Consider the following 16,514-nt stretch of genomic DNA (forward strand, 5'->3'; position numbering starts at 1 on the left):
CTGACCCGCGATCGGCGACAACGTCAGGCGCCGAGGCCAGCATCGACCAGGCCAGGGACGTTCAACACACCACCACCAAGACGTCCCACTCAGTCTGACCCCCGTCTCTAGGATGGGTCTGTGGCCGGCCGACACCTGAAGGAGATCTTCCGCGCGTTCCATGCGCGCGACGAGTTGGCCTTCCGTCGTGCCGCGATGGAGATTATTGAGGAAGAGCAGGCCAAGCACCACAACGCGCTTGCCCGGGACCTTCAGAAGCTCCTCGTTGCTGGCGGTGGCTCCTTCGACTCCGGTTCGACGGTCATCGTCCCGGCACCACCGACGGACCGTGAAGGCGAGTGGGACCTGGCTGAGGTCCGCGAACCGCACCGCCTCTTGGAAGACCTCATCTTGAACAAGGGCGTCTGCTTGGCTTTGGAGAACGTCGTGGAAGAGGTCCGCCAGTGGCCAGCCTTGGACGCTGCCGGCCTGCCGCGGCGCCAGCGCCTTCTCCTTCAAGGGCCACCCGGATGTGGGAAGACAACGTCGGCGGAGGCCATCGCCGCGGAGTTGGGTCGACCGCTTCTGATAGTCAGGTTGGATGCAGTCGTCTCCTCGTACCTGGGGGAGACTGCGAGTAACCTCCGCCGAATCTTCGAGTACGCAGATCAAGCGCCCTTCGTGGTCCTGTTCGATGAGTTCGATGCGTTGGGCCGATCGCGCGACGACGCGTCTGAGCACGGCGAAATGAAGCGGGTGGTCACAGCCTTTCTTCAAATGACGGATCGGTACCAGGGTCCGAGCCTGCTGCTTGCCGCCACCAACCACCCAGGACTGCTCGACGAGGCCCTATGGCGACGTTTCGATGAGGTGCTCACATTTGGGCTGCCAACGGTGCACCAACTCCGGCAGGTCCTCAGGTTGCGCCTGAAGGGGGTCGCGCACTCGGGACTTGAGATCGACCGGTATGCCAGCGCACTGAAGGGTCGACCGCACGCCGCCGCAGAAAAGCTTGTAGTGGATGCCAGGCGCAATGCGCTCTTGCGAGACTCAGCCGTCGTGACGGGCCAAGACGTTCATCGTGCGCTCCCAGGCATCACCGCGCGGCCCTGGTGACGCGATGGCCGAACACCTCCTACTGCCGAACCCTCGTCCACTGCAGTCGCGACGCGCAAGTCCTGCGGGCGGGGGTTCACCTAACCGACAGCGTGGCCAGCACGGTGCGCACCTGCGGCAGCAGCTGCGCACAGCCCGTGCCCCACGCCAGCTGAACGCCGGTGTGGACCCCGACCTTGTATTCAAGATCAAGGCCGGTGCACGACCAGACGATTCTTCGTTCGAGGGCCGCGGACTGCAGGTCCTGGGTGAGACAGTGGACTACACCTACTTTGTGCTCGCGGGTGATCAGGGCTCCTCGCTCGAGCAGGCAATTGAGCGGTACGTTCGAACCGGGGAACTGCGGTCCTTTTTCAACCAGATCGACGACATCGAACCGTATGGCCCTGCCGACCGCACCGGCCCCGGTATCACTGACCTCGACGGAAGTCCCAGCGGTCAGCACACGCTCGACGTCATAATCTGGCCCAGCGGCACGTACAGCGAAGCTGAGCGGCGAACCCGCAGCGTTGAGCAGATCGTGGGTCACAATGGCGGCCGGATCTTGCTCCGATCAGTGTCCCCGAGGCGCAGCTATCTGAGGGTAAGTGTCTCTTCCGCTGGGCTCGACGACCTTCTGAACACCTCGGTAGTCGAGCTGGTGCGTACACCTCCAGTCCCGTTCCTGGACTTCCGGGACTGGAGGAATCTCGACATCTCAACAACCTCTCGGGCGGAGGTAGTCAGCGAGGTGGTCGGGGTCCTCGACGATTCGCCCGAGTCAGCACACCCGCTGCTGAGCGGACTCGTTGTGTCGGACGAGTCTCTAGCGCCGCCTGCCTACCAGTGGCAGCAGCGCGGGACGCATGGCACGGAAGTAGTCGGGCGCGTTCTCTTCCCCGCCCTGCACGAAGAGCTCCGGGAGGCCCTGCCCATCTCGGCTGTCGGGAGTGTCCGGGTCGTTCGCATACTTGAACCCGACCCCTCGCGTCCAGACCGCGCGCCGCGGTTTGCGACGTACGCACCACCGCACGTCTTGGTCGAGGAAGCCATCCGTCACCTTCACGGCACTCATGGGGTGAGGATCTTCAACCTCTCCATCGGCTACGCGGAGCCGTTCAACGACCTTCATCTCGGGCCACTCACCGAGACGATTGACGATCTGATTCGTGAGCTGGGTATCGTCGTCGTTCTTCCCACTGGGAATGCTCCTGCCGACCTTTCGGCCCGAACTCCAAGCGGGCACCATGTCATCGACGACAAGCCAGAGTTCTTCTTCGCCCCCGAGCATCGTTTGTCGGAGCCCGGTCCAGCTGCCTTGGCCGTGACGGTCGGAGCGCTCGCTTTGAGTGGTGCGCCTGCTGAACTTCCTGGACGTAGCGGTTGGCAGGCAGCTGCTGATGCCGACGAGGCTGCACCTTTCAGCCGGACCGGGCCTGGCCTAGGAACCAATGCGAGACGTGCCAACAAGCCGGACGTAACGCATTACGGTGGCAACCTCGTGGTGTCCGACACCGGCAACAGCGTGCAGAACGATCTTGGGGCCTCTCTCATCAGCACCTCCACGCGTGGCTCCGGTGGCCAGATTTTCGCGACGGTGAACGGGACCAGTTATGCCGCGCCAGCGGTGGCCAGGGTGGCTGCCGATATCGCCTACGCCTATCCTGACGCGTCGGGGAACTTGGTCAGAGCCCTGCTGGCGGCGGGCTCCACGCAGACGTCTCCGGCGGCGAGGCTGTCCGACCTGCATCGCCGAAACCGTGTCTACGGATTGGGATTACCGGACGTCGACAGAGCGACATCAAGCGATGCCAGACGAGTCACGATGACGTACGACGGTGCAATGCCGGTCGATACTGTTCAGATCCACCCCATGCCGATCCCCGAGGCCTTCCGCCAAGGGAGCCGGCGCGATCGCGTGATCAGCGTTGCTCTTGCATTCGACCCACCTGTTCGGCGCCAGCGGCGGGAGTATCTCGCCGGGACCATGAAGTTCAACGTGTATAGGGACATCGATCCTGATGAGCTTGCCGAGATTCTGCAGCGGCAAGACCCCGACGATCCGAATGATCTCATCAACGATCGCCGAAGGCTGAACCTCCAACCTGGCGTGAACACCTTCACGCACAGCACCTTGCAGCTCCGCGCATGGGTCGGGCGGAATTCGTTCGTGAACGACAATGAGACCTTTCTGATCGCCGTAACTCACAAGGCTCAGACTTGGGCTCGGGATGACGCCACCTATGAGAAACAGGGCTATGCCCTCGCGGCAACGCTAGAAGACCGTGTACTGGCGACCGCGGATCTGCACCAGGTCTTGCGGCAACAACTACGCTTGCCGACCCGGGTGCGTCTCCGCACCTGAGCCGGTCGCCTTGCGCGCCTTGCACACATGCCAAGGCGCGCATCTTGCACGGACTCTCCCGCGCAGTCGCGTTGTGCAAAGTTCCCCGAACACCCTCGCGCAGTCTTCGCCGCATCTCGACATTAACGTCGTGTTATGCCTCCGCCGCATTTTCTACCCCGACATTATGGATCGTTGGCCTTTGCGTGGGCAAGCCGTGACTGACTCTCCGCGGTTGCCTACGGACCCCAATTGCGCAGCAGCTGCTGCGCAATTGCCGTGGGGCCACGTCATGGTTCTGCTCTACCGCCTCGACGACCCCGACGTGCGTGTCTGGTACGCCGCCCGGGCGGAGGCAGCCGGGTGGAGATGCGGCGTCCTGGAGGGCCGCATCAAAGGCCGGCTGCACGCCCGCGTCGGAGCCGCGCCGTCGAAGCTTCCCAACCGCCTCGCGCCGGGCGGACAGCGACCTGGTGCCGCTACGGGGTAGGCAGGTTGATGGTGAGCGTGCTGCCTTGGTCCGTGCCTTTGCTGGCTGCGGTGAGGCTGCCGCCGTGGGCGTTGATGATGGCCCGGCTGATCGTCAGGCCGATGCCTGAGCCGGTGCGGTCGTGCGTGCGGGCGGAGTCCGCTCGGTAGAAGCGTTCGAAGGCGTGCTGGAGTTGTTCGGGGGTCATTCCGTCTCCGTCGTCGGTGACGGTGAGAGTCGTGTGGTGAGGGCTGCTGTGACCGGTCAGCGTGACGGTCCCACCGGGCGGGGTGTGTCGTAGGGCGTTGCTCAGCAGGTTGGCGAGAACCTGGCCGATCCGGTGGCGATCGACGTGGATGTCGAGGCCGGCGGTGGTCGAGGTCTCGACGATGAGGTTGATGCCTTTGGCGGCATAGGCGTCGCGCATGCCGTCGTGGGCTGCCCAGAGCAGGTCGGTGACATGGTGGCTGCGGAGGTCGAGCGCAAGTCGGCCTTCCTCTGCGGTGGAGACTTCGTCGATGTCGTCGGCGAGACGGGCCAGCCGTTGGGTCTGTTCCTCCAGTGCGGCCCTGGACTCGGGACCGAGGCTGGTTACGCCGTCGTGGAGGCCTTCGTGGTACGCGCTGATGGTGGCGATGGGGGTGCGGAGTTCGTGGGCCAGGTCCGAGAGCATTCTGCGACGGGTGTCTTCGACGCTGTCGAGTCGGGCCGCCATGGTGTTGAAGGCTGCGGCGAGGGTTTCGAGTTCGGTGCCGGCAGCGATAGCAGGGACGCGGATGGCGTAGTGCCCCATGGTCAGTTCGCGGGCCGCGTGGGTGACTTGCTCGAGGGGGCGGCGCAGTCGGCGGGTGAGGAACCAGGTGACGGCGCCTGCGGCGAGCAGCGAGATGAGCAGGCCGATCCCGACGGAGATGAGGGATGAGTCGCGGTAGGCCATCTCGATGTGCACGAGCTCGGGAGAGTTCTGCTGGTGTCCGGCTTCGAGAAGGTGCTGGTGGAAGATCGGGGGCCCGATGACGGCTGCGACCAGTCCCACGGTCAGCGCGCCGGCCACCAGGACGATGGCCTGACCGGCCAGGAGCCTGGTCGCGAGGCCGGTTGACGAGGGGCTGTGGGTGGTGGTCATCCTTGTCCCATCCGGTAGCCGATGCCTCGTACGGTCGTGACGTAGCGGCCAGTGTCGGGGTCGTCGCCGAGTTTGCGGCGCAGGTGGGCAACGTGGACATCGACGAGGTGCTCGTCCCCGACCCAGTCGGTTCCCCAGATGTCATCGATGAGCTGGCGGCGGGTGAAGGCCATCGTGGGTCGTCGAGCCAGCGTGATGAGGAGGTCTCGTTCGGTGGGAGTGAGGGCCACCTCGGTGTCGGCCAGGTGGACGCGATGGCCGTTGGGGTCAACACGAAGTATCCCGAACACTCGGATCGGTTCGCTGCTCGGTGTCTCTGATGCGCTCGTGGGCCCGGTCCGGGGGCGGCGCAGCACGGTCTGGACGCGGGCGAGGAGTTCGCGGACGCTGAACGGTTTGGTGACGTAGTCGTCCGCGCCCACGGACAGGCCGATGAGGGTGTCGACCTCATCCTTGCGAGCGGTGACGACAATGACGTAGCAGTCGGAGAAGGTTCGGATCTGGCGGCATACCTCGATGCCATCCAGCCCGGGCAACCCGAGGTCGAGGATGACGACGTCGGGGGCGTGGTCGCGCACGGCCTGCACCCCGTCGGGTCCGGTGTGGACGGTCGTCGTGGCGTACGCAGCCCGGGACAGGTAGGCGGCGATCAGGCCGGCCAGCGTGGTCTCGTCCTCGATGACCAGCACCCTTGCCGGTGGTGGTGTGGGGTTCGTGCTCACCGCCTCAGTCTCCCGGCTCAAGAGCGAACCTCGTCCACTCCCGGCCCTTCTCGGGGGACGATCTTCGTCAAATCTCAACGTGACCACGGCCGGGCCTTGAGGTCGCCCACGGACAGTGGTCATGTCCGCCTCCTCATGAGGCCGACAGGACAGCGTCAGGAGAGCACCGATGATGTGGGGCAACGGGTACGGCATGGGCTGGTGGATGTGGCTGCTGATGGCCGCCGGAACCCTGACGTTCTGGATCGCCGTGGTCCTGGTGGTTCGCGCCCTGCTCCCGGCCCGGGATCGGCAGGGGGGCGGCATGGAACGCCCCGATCCGTTGACGCTGCTCAAGGAATCCCTGGCGCGCGGCGAGGTGAGCGTCGAGGAGTACGAGCAACGACGCCGCCTGATCGTCGATGGCCACTGACCCCACCGTGAAAGGCACCATGACCTCCCCCCTGCTCTCGCGACGAAATATCCTCCTCGGCGGATTCGCCATCGCCGCCACCGCCACCGTGGCGGCATGCACTACATCGGCGCCGGGGAAGGCAGGTATGCCGTCGCGCACCTTCGGCGCCCCGCCCCCGCTCTCCCCGTCGCCGGGCCAACGTCTCGTCGAGAAGACTTTGGTGGCCAAGCCGGTCAGTCTCGACCTCGGCAGTCGAACCGTGTCGACCTGGGCGTACGAAGGGAAGCTCCCCGGGCCGCTGGTCCGGGCCAGTGCCGGGGACTTCCTGCGGGTATCCCTGGACAACCAGCTTCCGGCCGACACCACGATCCACTGGCACGGGATCCGGCTGCGCAACGCCGCCGACGGCGTGCCCGGCCTGACCCAGGACCCGATCAGCTCCGGAACCAAATACGTGTACGAGTTCACCGCACCCGACCCGGGCACCTACTTCTTCCACCCCCACGTCGGGGTCCAGCTCGACCGAGGCCTGTACGCACCGATGATCATCGACGACCCGAACGAAGCCGGCGACTATGACGCCGAGTGGATCGTCGTCCTCGATGACTGGATCGACGGCACCGGCACCACACCCGATGACGTCCTCAAGAAACTCATCGCCGACGGCGGTCCCGCCTCCTCCGGCGGCATGGGCGGGATGGACCACGGGTCGATGGGCGGGATGGACCACGGGTCGATGGGCGGAATGTCGATGGGAACACCTCCGTGGGGTGATGCCGGGGACGTGACCTACCCGTTCTTCCTGATCAACGGCAAACCACCCACCGACCCCGATGTTCTGACCGCCAAGCCGGGTCAGCGGATCCGGTTGCGCGTCATCAATGCCGCCTCTGACACCATCTTCACCGTCGCGCTTGGCGGACACCGGCTGACGATCACCCACAGTGACGGCCACGCCGTCGAACCGACCGAGGTCAGCGCGTTCTACATCGGGATGGGTGAACGCTATGACGCGATCGTCACCCTCGGCGACGGCGTGTTCCCGCTCGTGGCCCGCCCGTTCGGCAAGACCAGCGGCGGACAGGCGATCGCGGTGGTCCGCACCGGCAGCGGCAGCGCGCCCGGCGTCGACGCCGCTCCGGCCGAGCTGTCCGGGCAGGTCCTCATCGGCTCCCAGCTGCGGCCGGCGGAGTCCGCGAAACTACCGGACAAGGCCCCGGATGCCACCGTCGACCTCGCGCTGCAAGGCTCGATGAAGCCCTACCAATGGGGCATGAACGGTGCCAAGTTCGGGGAGAACGAACCACTGACCGTCAAGGCCGGCCAACGGCTGCGGATCAACGCCACGAACCAGACGATGATGACCCACCCGCTGCACCTGCACGGGCACACCTTCGCCCTGCCCTCCGGGCTGCGCAAGGACACCGTCCTCATGGCGCCGATGCAGTCCTTCGCGATCGACCTGGACGCCGACAACGCCGGCGACTGGATGATCCACTGCCACAACATCTACCACGCCGAGGCCGGCATGATGATCGCGCTGGAGTACGCGACATGAACACCCGCGCCCGCCGTCGGCTCCTCCTGGCCGGTAGCGCCCTCGCGACACTGGCCGTGCTGACCGCCTGTGGTTCCACGGGCACCGCCACCCCCTCGGCACGCGGCGGGTCCCCTGGCACAGCGCCCGCCGCCACAGCCGCAGCGTCGTCCCCGGCAGCGACCTCGTCGAGCCAGCCTCCCGTAGCCATCACCCACATCCACGCCGTCGCCCGCGACCCCAACTCCGGGGAACTGCTCCTGGCCACCCACGAAGGACTCTTCCGCCACGTCAACGGCGAGCTGGTACAAAGCGGCCCCGTCATCGACCTGATGGGTTTCGCCGTCGCCCCCGACGGCACCTACTACGCCTCCGGACACCCCGGCGCCGGGGTCGACCTCCCACAGCCGGTCGGACTCATCACCTCCACCGATGCCGGCCGAACCTGGCGAGTGGCCTCCCGCGGCGGACAGTCCGACTTCCACGCCCTGACCGCCGGCCCCGCCGCGGTGATCGGCTTCGACGGGGTCCTTCGGTCGAGCACCGACGGCACGACGTGGACCACCCGCACGATCCCCGCTCCGCCGCGCACACTGGCTGCGGCCCCCACCTCGGGGACCCTGCTCGCCACCACCGAAGCCGGGCTCCTGGCCAGCAGCGACACCGGCAGCACCTGGCGACCACTGTCCCCGCCCGGGACCGCCCTGCTCGTCACTTGGGCCGACGAGAAGACCATCGTCATCGCCACCACAACCGGCCAGTTGGGCGTCAGCAGCGACGCCGGAGCCACCTGGACCCTCAACCCCACACGCATCGGCACCGCTGAGGCGCTGCACGCGCGGCGCGGCAGCGACGGGGGCCTCGAGATCGTCGTCGTCGCCGACAGCAAGGTCTTGCGCACCCTCGATGGCGGCACCACCACCGAGAACCTCCTGCCATGATCCGGCGACGCGATCTTGACCAGACCTTCACGCCACCACGGCCCCACCTCGGCAACAGCTGCGCAGGCTGAGAACACCCAGGCACCCGCCCGGGAAGACATCCAAGGAGCGGAACGATGAACCACTCGACACAACACCCCGACGAGTACGCCGCCTTCACCACACCGACCAACACGCCCGCCGCCGAAGACACCCAGGGCCCACACGCGCACCACGGGGCCCGCCATCACTGGCTCATGTGGCTGATGTGCCTGCCCATGGTGCTGCTCGTCGGTGCACTGATCGCCACCGGCCGCCTCGGCCTCGGCGGCCTCATCTACGCCGCAGGCTGCCTGCTCATGATGGGCCTGATGATGGCTTGGATGAACCACGGCAACAACCAACCCAAACACTGAGACCACCGCGCCAACGGCGAACTCCCGATCATCAGCGATCTCCCGGTCGACGACGCAGACGTCATCCGCGCGGTCACCGAGGCCGGCTACTCCGCCAGCCGACGCTGACCCACACGATCCCGGCCCTGCATTTCAGGGGCATCCCGAGCGCCACGTCAGGAGCAGCGGACATGCAGCACGAACACCAACTCGCCCCACACGACAACGTGCCCACCCGACCGGGCGCGACCGACCCCGTCTGTGGGATGGACGTCGACCGCGAGACCGCGCTGACCCTCGATCACGACGGCACGGCATACCACTTCTGCTCCCAGAGGTGCCGCGACCGGTTCCGGCAGGACCCGTCCGCGTATGTCCAAGCCGTCGGCGCCCCAAGCGGCATCCCCGCCGCGACCTCGCCAGTGCAGGGTGAGGTCGCGGAGTGGACCTGCCCGATGCATCCCGAGATCCGCCGACTCGGCCCCGGGTCGTGCCCGATCTGTGGGATGGCCCTGGAACCGGTCACCGTGACCGCCGACACCGGGCCAAGTCCGGAACTGGCCGACATGACCGGCCGCTTCTGGGTCGCCACTTCGTTGACCATCCCTATCGTCATTCTCGAGATGGGCCGCCACTTCGTCCCGTGGCTGCACGACCTGATCCCGGCCACCGCGTCGGTGTGGGCGCAACTGCTCCTGGCCACGCCGGTCGTGCTCTGGGCGGGGTGGCCCTTCTTCGTGCGCGGCTGGGCCTCGGTCCGGACCCGTAACCTCAACATGTTCACCCTGATCGCGATGGGCACCGGCATCGCCTGGCTGTTCAGCCTCGTCGCGACACTCGCGCCGGGGATCTTCCCCACCTCTTTCCGCAGCGACGACGGCACCGTCGACGTCTACTTCGAGGCCGCCGCCGTCATCACCACTTTGGTCCTCCTCGGCCAAGTGCTCGAGCTGCGGGCCCGCGAGCAAACCTCCGGGGCGATCAAGGCACTGCTCGACCTCAGCCCCAAGACGGCCCGCCGCATCACCGACAGCGGCGACGACGAAGAGATCCCCCTGGACGCCGTCCAGCGCGGCGACCGGCTCCGCGTCCGCCCGGGCGAAGCCGTCCCCGTCGACGGGACCGTCATCGATGGCCGTTCCGCCGTCGATGAGTCCTTGGTCACCGGCGAGTCGATGCCGGTCACCAAGACCACCGGCGACCCCGTCATCGGCGGCACCATCAACGGCAGCGGCGCGCTGATGATGGAAGCCGAAAAGGTCGGCATCGACACCATGCTGGCCCGGATCGTGGCCATGGTCTCAGAAGCGCAACGCTCCCGCGCACCCATCCAGAGGATGGCCGACAAGGTCGCCGGCATCTTCGTGCCCGTCGTCATCGTCATCGCCGTCATCGCGTTCATCGTGTGGGGCCTGGTCGGACCCGACCCCAAACTGGCACACGCCCTCGTCGTTGCCGTCGCCGTGCTGATCATCGCCTGCCCCTGCGCACTCGGACTGGCCACACCCATGTCGATCATGGTCGGCGTCGGCCGCGGCGCCAGCCTCGGCGTCCTGATCAAGAACGCCGAAGCTCTCGAACGGATGGAGAAGGTCGACACCCTCGTCGTCGACAAGACCGGCACCCTCACTGAAGGCCGACCCACCGTGACCGACATCGTCGCCACCGGTAGTCACTCCCAGGACGACCTGCTCCGCTTTGCCGCCGGGGTTGAACGCTCCTCCGAACACCCACTGGCCCTGGCGATCGTCGAGGCCGCCACGACCCGAAGCCTCGATGTTCCCGACGTCACCGACTTCGACTCACCCGTCGGTCGCGGCGCCCAAGGTGTCGTCGACGGGCACCGGGTTGCCCTGGGCAGCGCCACCTTCCTGGACTCACACGGCATCGACAGCACCGACGTCCGGGAGAGGGCCGACCACCTGCGCGGCGACGGCGCCACCGTCATCTACATCGGTATCGACGACCAGCTCGCCGGACTCTTCGCCATCGCCGACCCCATCAAGGCCACCACCCCCGACGCCCTCAAAACACTGCGTGCGGACGGCATCCACGTCGTCATGCTCACCGGCGACAACCGGGTGACCGCCCAAGCCGTCGCCGCGACCCTGGGGATCGAGCAGGTCGAGGCCGAAGTCCTGCCCGACCACAAGAGCGACATCGTGACCAGGCTCCGCAGCCTGGGCCACGTCGTTGCCATGGCCGGCGACGGCGTCAACGACGCCCCCGCCCTCGCCGCCGCCGACGTCGGCATCGCCATGGGCACCGGCACCGACGTCGCCATCGAAAGCGCCGGCGTCACCCTCCTCCAAGGCGACCTCACCGGCATCGTGCGAGCCCGAAACCTCTCAGCGAAAACGATGGCCAACATCCGACAGAACCTCTTCTTCGCCTTCGTCTACAACGCACTCGGCATCCCCATCGCCGCCGGCGTCCTCTACCCCGTCTTCGGGCTCCTGCTCTCACCGATCATCGCCGCCGCAGCCATGGCCTTATCGAGCGTCAGCGTCATCGGCAACGCACTCCGCCTCCGCGCACAAACAATCACCTGAGACCACGCCGGAGGGCCGGGCACGGAGATTGCGCGACCCCACCGGACGAGCCGATCTCTGCAAAGTGCGCCGCACGACATGGTGCAGTCTTCGCTGCATCTCGACAACACCGCTACGCGGGCTACTTTGCACAGCCCGCCCTCCTCGGTGGGTAGTGTGCAAAGTAGGGCGACGAAGCCCTGAGCGCGCGTGATCGTTGACCCAGAGACCCCTGACGGCAGGCCCCGGTCAGACGCCACCCGTAGCTGCAGCAGTCCCTTGACTTTCGTGATGGGCTGTTCGGTTGTGTGGCGATCCACTCACGGGACGGGTCTGCGACGCGGCGCACGACGCGGGAACCCCGTCGTTGTCCCATGTGCTCGCCCACTCGCGGTAGGCAGTTGGGGCATCCCAACCAGCTCGCTGATCCACGTGCTGACTGGTCCAAGGGAGGAGAATCCGACCGTCACGCAGAACGTCTGTCACACGCATGGGCGATCGGGGCAACAGCGTCATGGCCAGCTCGACCCGACGGGTCATCAGGTCCGAGTACACCGTGACACCTCCTGGCGTGTCCGGAGACTTCCGGAGTCGGGAGGATCCCAGTGATGGGACGTCGTGTCAGGTGGTGCCCGCCGGAACTGCGGGTGCGGGCGGTGCGGATGGTCGCCGGGGTGCGTCCGTCGTCTCCGTCGCAATGGGGCTGCGATCGTTGCGGTCGACGACAAGCTCGGGGTCGGGACGGCCGGTACGCTGCGGCGCTGGGTCCGCCAGGCCGAGGTCGACGCCGGTGACCGACCAGGTAAATCTCAGATGGCGAGGGCGGGCTCGGCGTCGGTGGCGTCGGAGGGACGCACGGCGCGGGCGAACACGATCTCGCCCGGCTGGAACGGCTGGCGGTCGGCCTCCGCACGGGTCATCTGCGCCGCGAACCGCTCACCGGAGTCGGCCCGCAGTTCGACGCGCACCTCGAAGCCGAGGCGCACGACCCGCTCGACGGTCGCCTCGACCACCCCGGGTGAGTCCTGCGTGCGGGCGTCGGCCGCGAGGGCCGTGAGCCGGTCGCGCTCGAGCACGATGTCGTGCGGCCGCACGAGCCGGCCACCGAGGCGCGCCACCGACCCGAGGAAGGACATCACGAAGTCGTTGGCGGGCCGCTCATAGAGCGATACCGGGTCCCCGACCTGCTCGATGCGGCCCTTGCTGAGCACCGCGATGCGGTCGGCGACGTCGAGCGCCTCCTCCTGGTCGTGGGTCACGAGCACGGTCGTGACGTGCACTTCGTCGTGCAGCCGACGCAGCCAGTACCGCAGGTCGGCGCGCACCTTGGCGTCGAGCGCTCCGAACGGCTCGTCGAGCAGCAGCACCTTCGGGTCGACGGCGAGCGCCCGGGCGAGCGCCATCCGCTGCCGCTGCCCACCGGAGAGCTGGGCCGGGTAGCGGTTCTCGAAGCCGACGAGGCCCACGATCTCGAGCAGCTCGTCGACCTTGCGACGCACCTCGGCCTTGGGCCGCTTGCGGATGGTGAGTCCGAAGGCCACGTTGTCGCGCACCGTCATGTGCTTGAACGCGGCGTAATGCTGGAAGACGAAGCCGATGCCGCGCTTCTGCGGGGGCTCGTCGGTGACGTCGACCCCTCCGATCGCGACGACCCCCGAGTCGAGCCGCTCGAGCCCGGCGATGGCCCGCAGCAGCGTCGACTTGCCCGAGCCGCTCGGCCCGAGCAGGGCGGTGAGGTATCCCGAGGGGATCTCGAGGCTCACGTCGTCCAGGGCGACGAAGTCTCCGAAGCTCTTGCGGGCGTTCGACACGGTGATCATCGGGTGCTCCTCTTACGGTCGAGCAGGGTCATCAGCAGCAACGTCGCCACGGCCAGGCCCATGAGGAGGGTCGCCGCCGCGTACGCGCCGTAGGTGTTGTGGTCGTCGATGTAGCGCGAGTGCACGAGCAGCGTCAGCGTCTGCGAGACCCCCGGGAAGCCCGAGCTCACCATGATCACCGCCCCGAACTCCCCGAGTGAGCGCGCCACGGTGAGCACGACGCCGTAGGTCAGGCCCCAGCGGATGGCCGGCACCGTGATCCGCCAGAAGATCTGCCAGGTGGAGGCACCCAGGGTCGAGGCCGCCTGCTCCTGCTCGGTGCCGATCTCGTGCAGTACCGGCTCGACCTCGCGTACGACGAACGGCAGCGTCACGAACAGCGTCGCGAGCACCATGCCGGGCAGGCCGAAGATCACCCGGATGCCGGTGGATTCCTCCACCCCACCGAACCAGCCGCTCGCCCCCCACAGCATCATCAGCGAGACGCCGACGACGATGGGCGAGACGGCGAACGGCAGGTCGACGACGGCATGGATCAGGCCGCGTCCTGGCACCCGCCAGCGCACGAGCGCGATGGCGGTGAAGACCCCGAAGACGACGTTGAGCGGCACGACGATCGCGACGATGAGCAGCGAGAGGTTCAGCGCCGCGATGGCTGCCGGCGTGCGGATGGAGTCGAGGAAGGCGCCGATGCCGGGCTCGAAGGTGCGGTACAGGATGACGAGGATCGGCAGCGCGATGAGGCCGAAGAGGTAGGCGAGTGCCACGACGCGCAGCGTGATCCGAGAACCGCGGGTGGTGGTCATGCGCTTCGCGCCTCCCGCCGTTGGGCGCGGCTGCCCCAGAGCCGCAACAGGAACAGGGTCGCGAAGGAGATGGCGAGCAGGGCCACCGACACGGCGGCGGCGTCGGCCGGCCGGTCGACCTCGATCTGCTGCTGGATGTACTGCGACACGACCTGGGTCTGGTGCGGGATGTTGCCGCCGATGAGCACCACCGAGCCGTACTCGCCCACCGCGCGGGCGAACGCGAGACCGGCCCCGCTGATGATGGCCGGCGCCAGTGTGGGCAGCACGATGAGCCGGAAGGTGGTGGTGTTCGATGCGCCGAGAGAGGCCGCGGCCTCCTCGGCGTCACGGTCGAGTTCGATGAGCACCGGCTGTACCGAGCGCACCACGAACGGCAGTGTCACGAAGGCCAGGGCGACGGCGAGGCCCCACCGGGTGGCGTTGAGGTGCACCCCGATCGGGCTGTTCGGCCCGTAGAGCGAGAGCAGCACGATGCTGGCGACGATGGTGGGCAGGGCGAACGGCAGGTCGATGAGGGCGTTGACGTACGCCTTGCCGCGGAAGTCGTCGCGCACGAGCACCCACGCGACGAGCGTGCCCATGACGGCGTTGAGGAGGGCCACCGCCACGGACACGAGCAGCGTGGTCCTCATGGCGGCGAGCGCGACCGGCGCCGTCACGGCCTCCCACAAACCGGCGAGTCCCTCGTCGAACGACCGCACGGTCAGCGCCGCCAAGGGCAGCAGCACGATGACGCTGAGCCACAGCCCGACGACACCGATGCCGAGGGCGCGCCCGGGCGCCCGCGGGGGCCGGCGCCCCTCCCGGGTGGGAGGGGTGCCGGCCGTCGGGTCGGGCGCGCAGGAACCGTCGAGGACGTCTTCGCGAACGCGTCCGGTGGTTGTCGTCATGGTTCCTACTTGGTGGCCGCGTCGTAGATCTTGGCGATGTCACCGACGTCTTTCTTGAACAAGGTCGCGTCGACGTCCTTCCAGCCACCGAGGTCGGCGATGGTCCACAGCTTCTTCGGAGCAGGGAAGTCCCCGGCGTACTTCGCGGCGACGGCGGGGTCGACCGGACGGAACCCGGCCTTCGCCCACAGCTCCTGGGCCTCGGGGGTGAAGAGGAAGTCGTTGAACGCCTTGGCCTTCTCGGCGCCCTTCCCCGTGCTCACCACGGCGGTGGGGTTCTCGATCTTCACGGTGGACGGCGGCGTGACGTGCTCGACCGGGTCACCCTTGCGCTCGATGAACAGCGCCTCGTTCTCGTAGCTGAGCAGCGCGTCACCGGACCCCTGGAGGAAGGCCTCGGTGGCCTCTCGCCCCGACTTGGGCTGGATCTTCACGTGGTCGCCGACAAGCGTCGAGATGTAGGCGAGGCCAGCGGCCTTGTCGGCGCCGCCGTTGCTCTTGGTGGCGTACGGCGCGAGAAGGTTCCACTTCGCCGAGCCCGAGCTGAACGGGTTCGGCGTCACCACCTCGAGGCCCGGCTTCAGCAGGTCGTCCCAGTCCTTGATGCCTTTCGGGTTGCCCTTGCGCACCACGATCGTGACGACCGAGCCGAACGGGATCCCCTTGTACCGGTTCGAGTTCCAGCTCGGGTCGACGAGGCCGGCGTCGACGAGGCGGGTGATGTCCGGCTCGACCGAGAAGTTCACGAAGTCCGCGTCGGCGCCGGCCGCCACCTTGCGCGACTGGTCACCCGAGGGACCGTAGGACTGCTGGAACTGCACGCCCTTGCCGGCGTCGCTGGCCTGGAAGGCCGGGATCAGCTTGTCGTAGCCGGGCTTCGGCACGGCATAGGCGTAGAGGTTCACGGTGCTGCCCGCGGCGGGCTCGGCTGCGGCGGTGGCACCGACGGTGTCGCTCGCCCCACCACCGGCACAGGCCGCCAGCCCCATCGACGCGGCAGCGACGAGGACGACGAGTGCGGAACGGCGGGTGGTCATGGTGGGCTCCTGAACTTCGTGGTGGGACGGGGCGGCTGCCCCCGGCGCACTTCCAATGCGTCGTGCGAGAGTTTTACCGCGTCTCCAAGTTATGCCACCAATAATCACCCGTTATGTCTTGCTATGTGGTCAGACTGCGCTTACGCCCGCGTGGCGCGGCCATCGGCATGGGCTTGTTCGAGGTGCTCGGCCACGGTGGGCAACTTCTTGGCCAACGCCTTGATGACGCGGTCGAACCGGGCGCGTGCGGCATCGGCGTCGGGATGGTCGTAGATCGAGTGCAAGAGCGCCTCGGCCCGACCCCAGCTGCTTTTCGGGTCGCCGACATGAGGTTCCCGACGTCATGCGTGCGGCAGGCGCCGCCACCCTTCGCCGGGCGGAGTCGCCCCGATCGCTGAGCCCTGATCCACCGTCCTGATTCTGTGGCGTTGTGGCGGTGAATTCTG

Annotated in this window: 15 protein-coding genes and 2 pseudogenes; 9 read left to right on the forward strand and 8 right to left on the reverse strand. The window is 67.4% G+C overall.

The features are described from left to right. Positions 1-120: 120 nt before the first annotated feature. On the forward strand, positions 121-1,095 hold the full coding sequence (locus tag RT054_RS12665; protein WP_313024082.1) for an ATP-binding protein: 975 nt from the start codon (positions 121-123) through the stop codon (positions 1,093-1,095). Between the two features lie 76 nt (positions 1,096-1,171). Here the strand turns inward: RT054_RS12665 and RT054_RS12670 are convergent, their stop codons facing one another. Next, complete coding sequence (locus RT054_RS12670) at positions 1,172-1,624, reverse strand: hypothetical protein (protein ID WP_313024135.1); 453 nt, start codon at positions 1,622-1,624, stop codon at positions 1,172-1,174. A gap of 261 nt (positions 1,625-1,885) precedes the next feature. Between RT054_RS12670 and RT054_RS12675 the strand changes: the two genes are divergently transcribed. Together RT054_RS12675 and RT054_RS16540 are read left to right on the forward strand one after the other, a co-directional pair. Next, positions 1,886-3,439 (forward strand): S8 family serine peptidase, encoded by a 1,554-nt coding sequence (locus RT054_RS12675; protein ID WP_313024132.1) that lies wholly within the window; start codon positions 1,886-1,888, stop codon positions 3,437-3,439. A 166-nt stretch (positions 3,440-3,605) separates the two neighbouring features. Then, complete coding sequence (locus RT054_RS16540; protein WP_396837291.1) at positions 3,606-3,908, forward strand: DUF1016 N-terminal domain-containing protein; 303 nt, start codon at positions 3,606-3,608, stop codon at positions 3,906-3,908. Here the strand turns inward: RT054_RS16540 and RT054_RS12680 are convergent. Beyond that, positions 3,898-5,013: a cell wall metabolism sensor histidine kinase WalK gene (locus RT054_RS12680; protein WP_010849401.1), complete on the reverse strand. Its 1,116-nt coding sequence runs from the start codon at positions 5,011-5,013 to the stop codon at positions 3,898-3,900. The two genes, RT054_RS16540 and RT054_RS12680, sit on opposite strands and share 11 nt — an antisense overlap. Continuing rightward, on the reverse strand, positions 5,010-5,735 hold the full coding sequence (locus tag RT054_RS12685; RefSeq protein ID WP_313024088.1) for a response regulator transcription factor: 726 nt from the start codon (positions 5,733-5,735) through the stop codon (positions 5,010-5,012). The genes RT054_RS12680 and RT054_RS12685 overlap by 4 nt, the downstream gene beginning before the upstream one ends. 169 nt (positions 5,736-5,904) lie before the next feature. Between RT054_RS12685 and RT054_RS12690 the strand changes: the two genes are divergently transcribed. The 6 genes and pseudogenes from RT054_RS12690 to RT054_RS12715 form a co-directional block, all read left to right on the forward strand. Beyond that, the gene (locus tag RT054_RS12690) at positions 5,905-6,147 is read left to right on the forward strand and encodes an SHOCT domain-containing protein (RefSeq protein ID WP_313024091.1); all 243 of its coding nucleotides are present in this window, start codon (positions 5,905-5,907) and stop codon (positions 6,145-6,147) included. A gap of 19 nt (positions 6,148-6,166) precedes the next feature. Beyond that, complete coding sequence (locus RT054_RS12695; RefSeq protein WP_313024094.1) at positions 6,167-7,687, forward strand: multicopper oxidase family protein; 1,521 nt, start codon at positions 6,167-6,169, stop codon at positions 7,685-7,687. Further along, positions 7,684-8,607, forward strand: a complete 924-nt coding sequence (locus RT054_RS12700; protein ID WP_313024096.1) for a F510_1955 family glycosylhydrolase — start codon at positions 7,684-7,686, stop codon at positions 8,605-8,607. Before RT054_RS12695 ends, RT054_RS12700 begins: the two co-directional genes overlap by 4 nt. 116 nt (positions 8,608-8,723) lie before the next feature. Then, positions 8,724-9,002 carry a hypothetical protein gene (locus RT054_RS12705; protein ID WP_313024098.1) on the forward strand — a complete coding sequence of 93 codons (279 nt, stop codon included), beginning with the start codon at positions 8,724-8,726 and terminating at the stop codon, positions 9,000-9,002. A gap of 170 nt (positions 9,003-9,172) precedes the next feature. Then, complete coding sequence (locus tag RT054_RS12710; protein ID WP_313024101.1) at positions 9,173-11,533, forward strand: heavy metal translocating P-type ATPase; 2,361 nt, start codon at positions 9,173-9,175, stop codon at positions 11,531-11,533. Between the two features lie 641 nt (positions 11,534-12,174). After that, positions 12,175-12,316: pseudogene (locus tag RT054_RS12715) on the forward strand (IS3 family transposase); the annotation flags it as partial. Between the two features lie 5 nt (positions 12,317-12,321). Here the strand turns inward: RT054_RS12715 and RT054_RS12720 are convergent. From RT054_RS12720 to RT054_RS12740, 5 genes and pseudogenes are all read right to left on the reverse strand, one after another. Beyond that, a complete protein-coding gene (locus RT054_RS12720) occupies positions 12,322-13,332 on the reverse strand; it encodes a TOBE-like domain-containing protein (RefSeq protein ID WP_313024104.1) in 1,011 nt (336 codons plus the stop codon). Continuing rightward, positions 13,329-14,138: a sulfate ABC transporter permease subunit CysW gene (cysW, locus tag RT054_RS12725; RefSeq protein WP_313024107.1), complete on the reverse strand. Its 810-nt coding sequence runs from the start codon at positions 14,136-14,138 to the stop codon at positions 13,329-13,331. Before cysW ends, RT054_RS12720 begins: the two co-directional genes overlap by 4 nt. Beyond that, positions 14,135-15,031 carry a sulfate ABC transporter permease subunit CysT gene (gene cysT, locus RT054_RS12730; RefSeq protein WP_313024110.1) on the reverse strand — a complete coding sequence of 299 codons (897 nt, stop codon included), beginning with the start codon at positions 15,029-15,031 and terminating at the stop codon, positions 14,135-14,137. The genes cysW and cysT overlap by 4 nt, the downstream gene beginning before the upstream one ends. A 5-nt stretch (positions 15,032-15,036) precedes the next feature. After that, positions 15,037-16,068: a sulfate ABC transporter substrate-binding protein gene (locus RT054_RS12735; protein WP_313024112.1), complete on the reverse strand. Its 1,032-nt coding sequence runs from the start codon at positions 16,066-16,068 to the stop codon at positions 15,037-15,039. A 140-nt stretch (positions 16,069-16,208) separates the two neighbouring features. After that, a pseudogene (locus RT054_RS12740) lies at positions 16,209-16,373 on the reverse strand (transposase); the annotation flags it as partial. Positions 16,374-16,514 lie beyond the last annotated feature (141 nt).

Source organism: Mobilicoccus sp., from assembly GCF_032060985.1.
Taxonomy (GTDB): Bacteria; Actinomycetota; Actinomycetes; order Actinomycetales; family Dermatophilaceae; genus Mobilicoccus.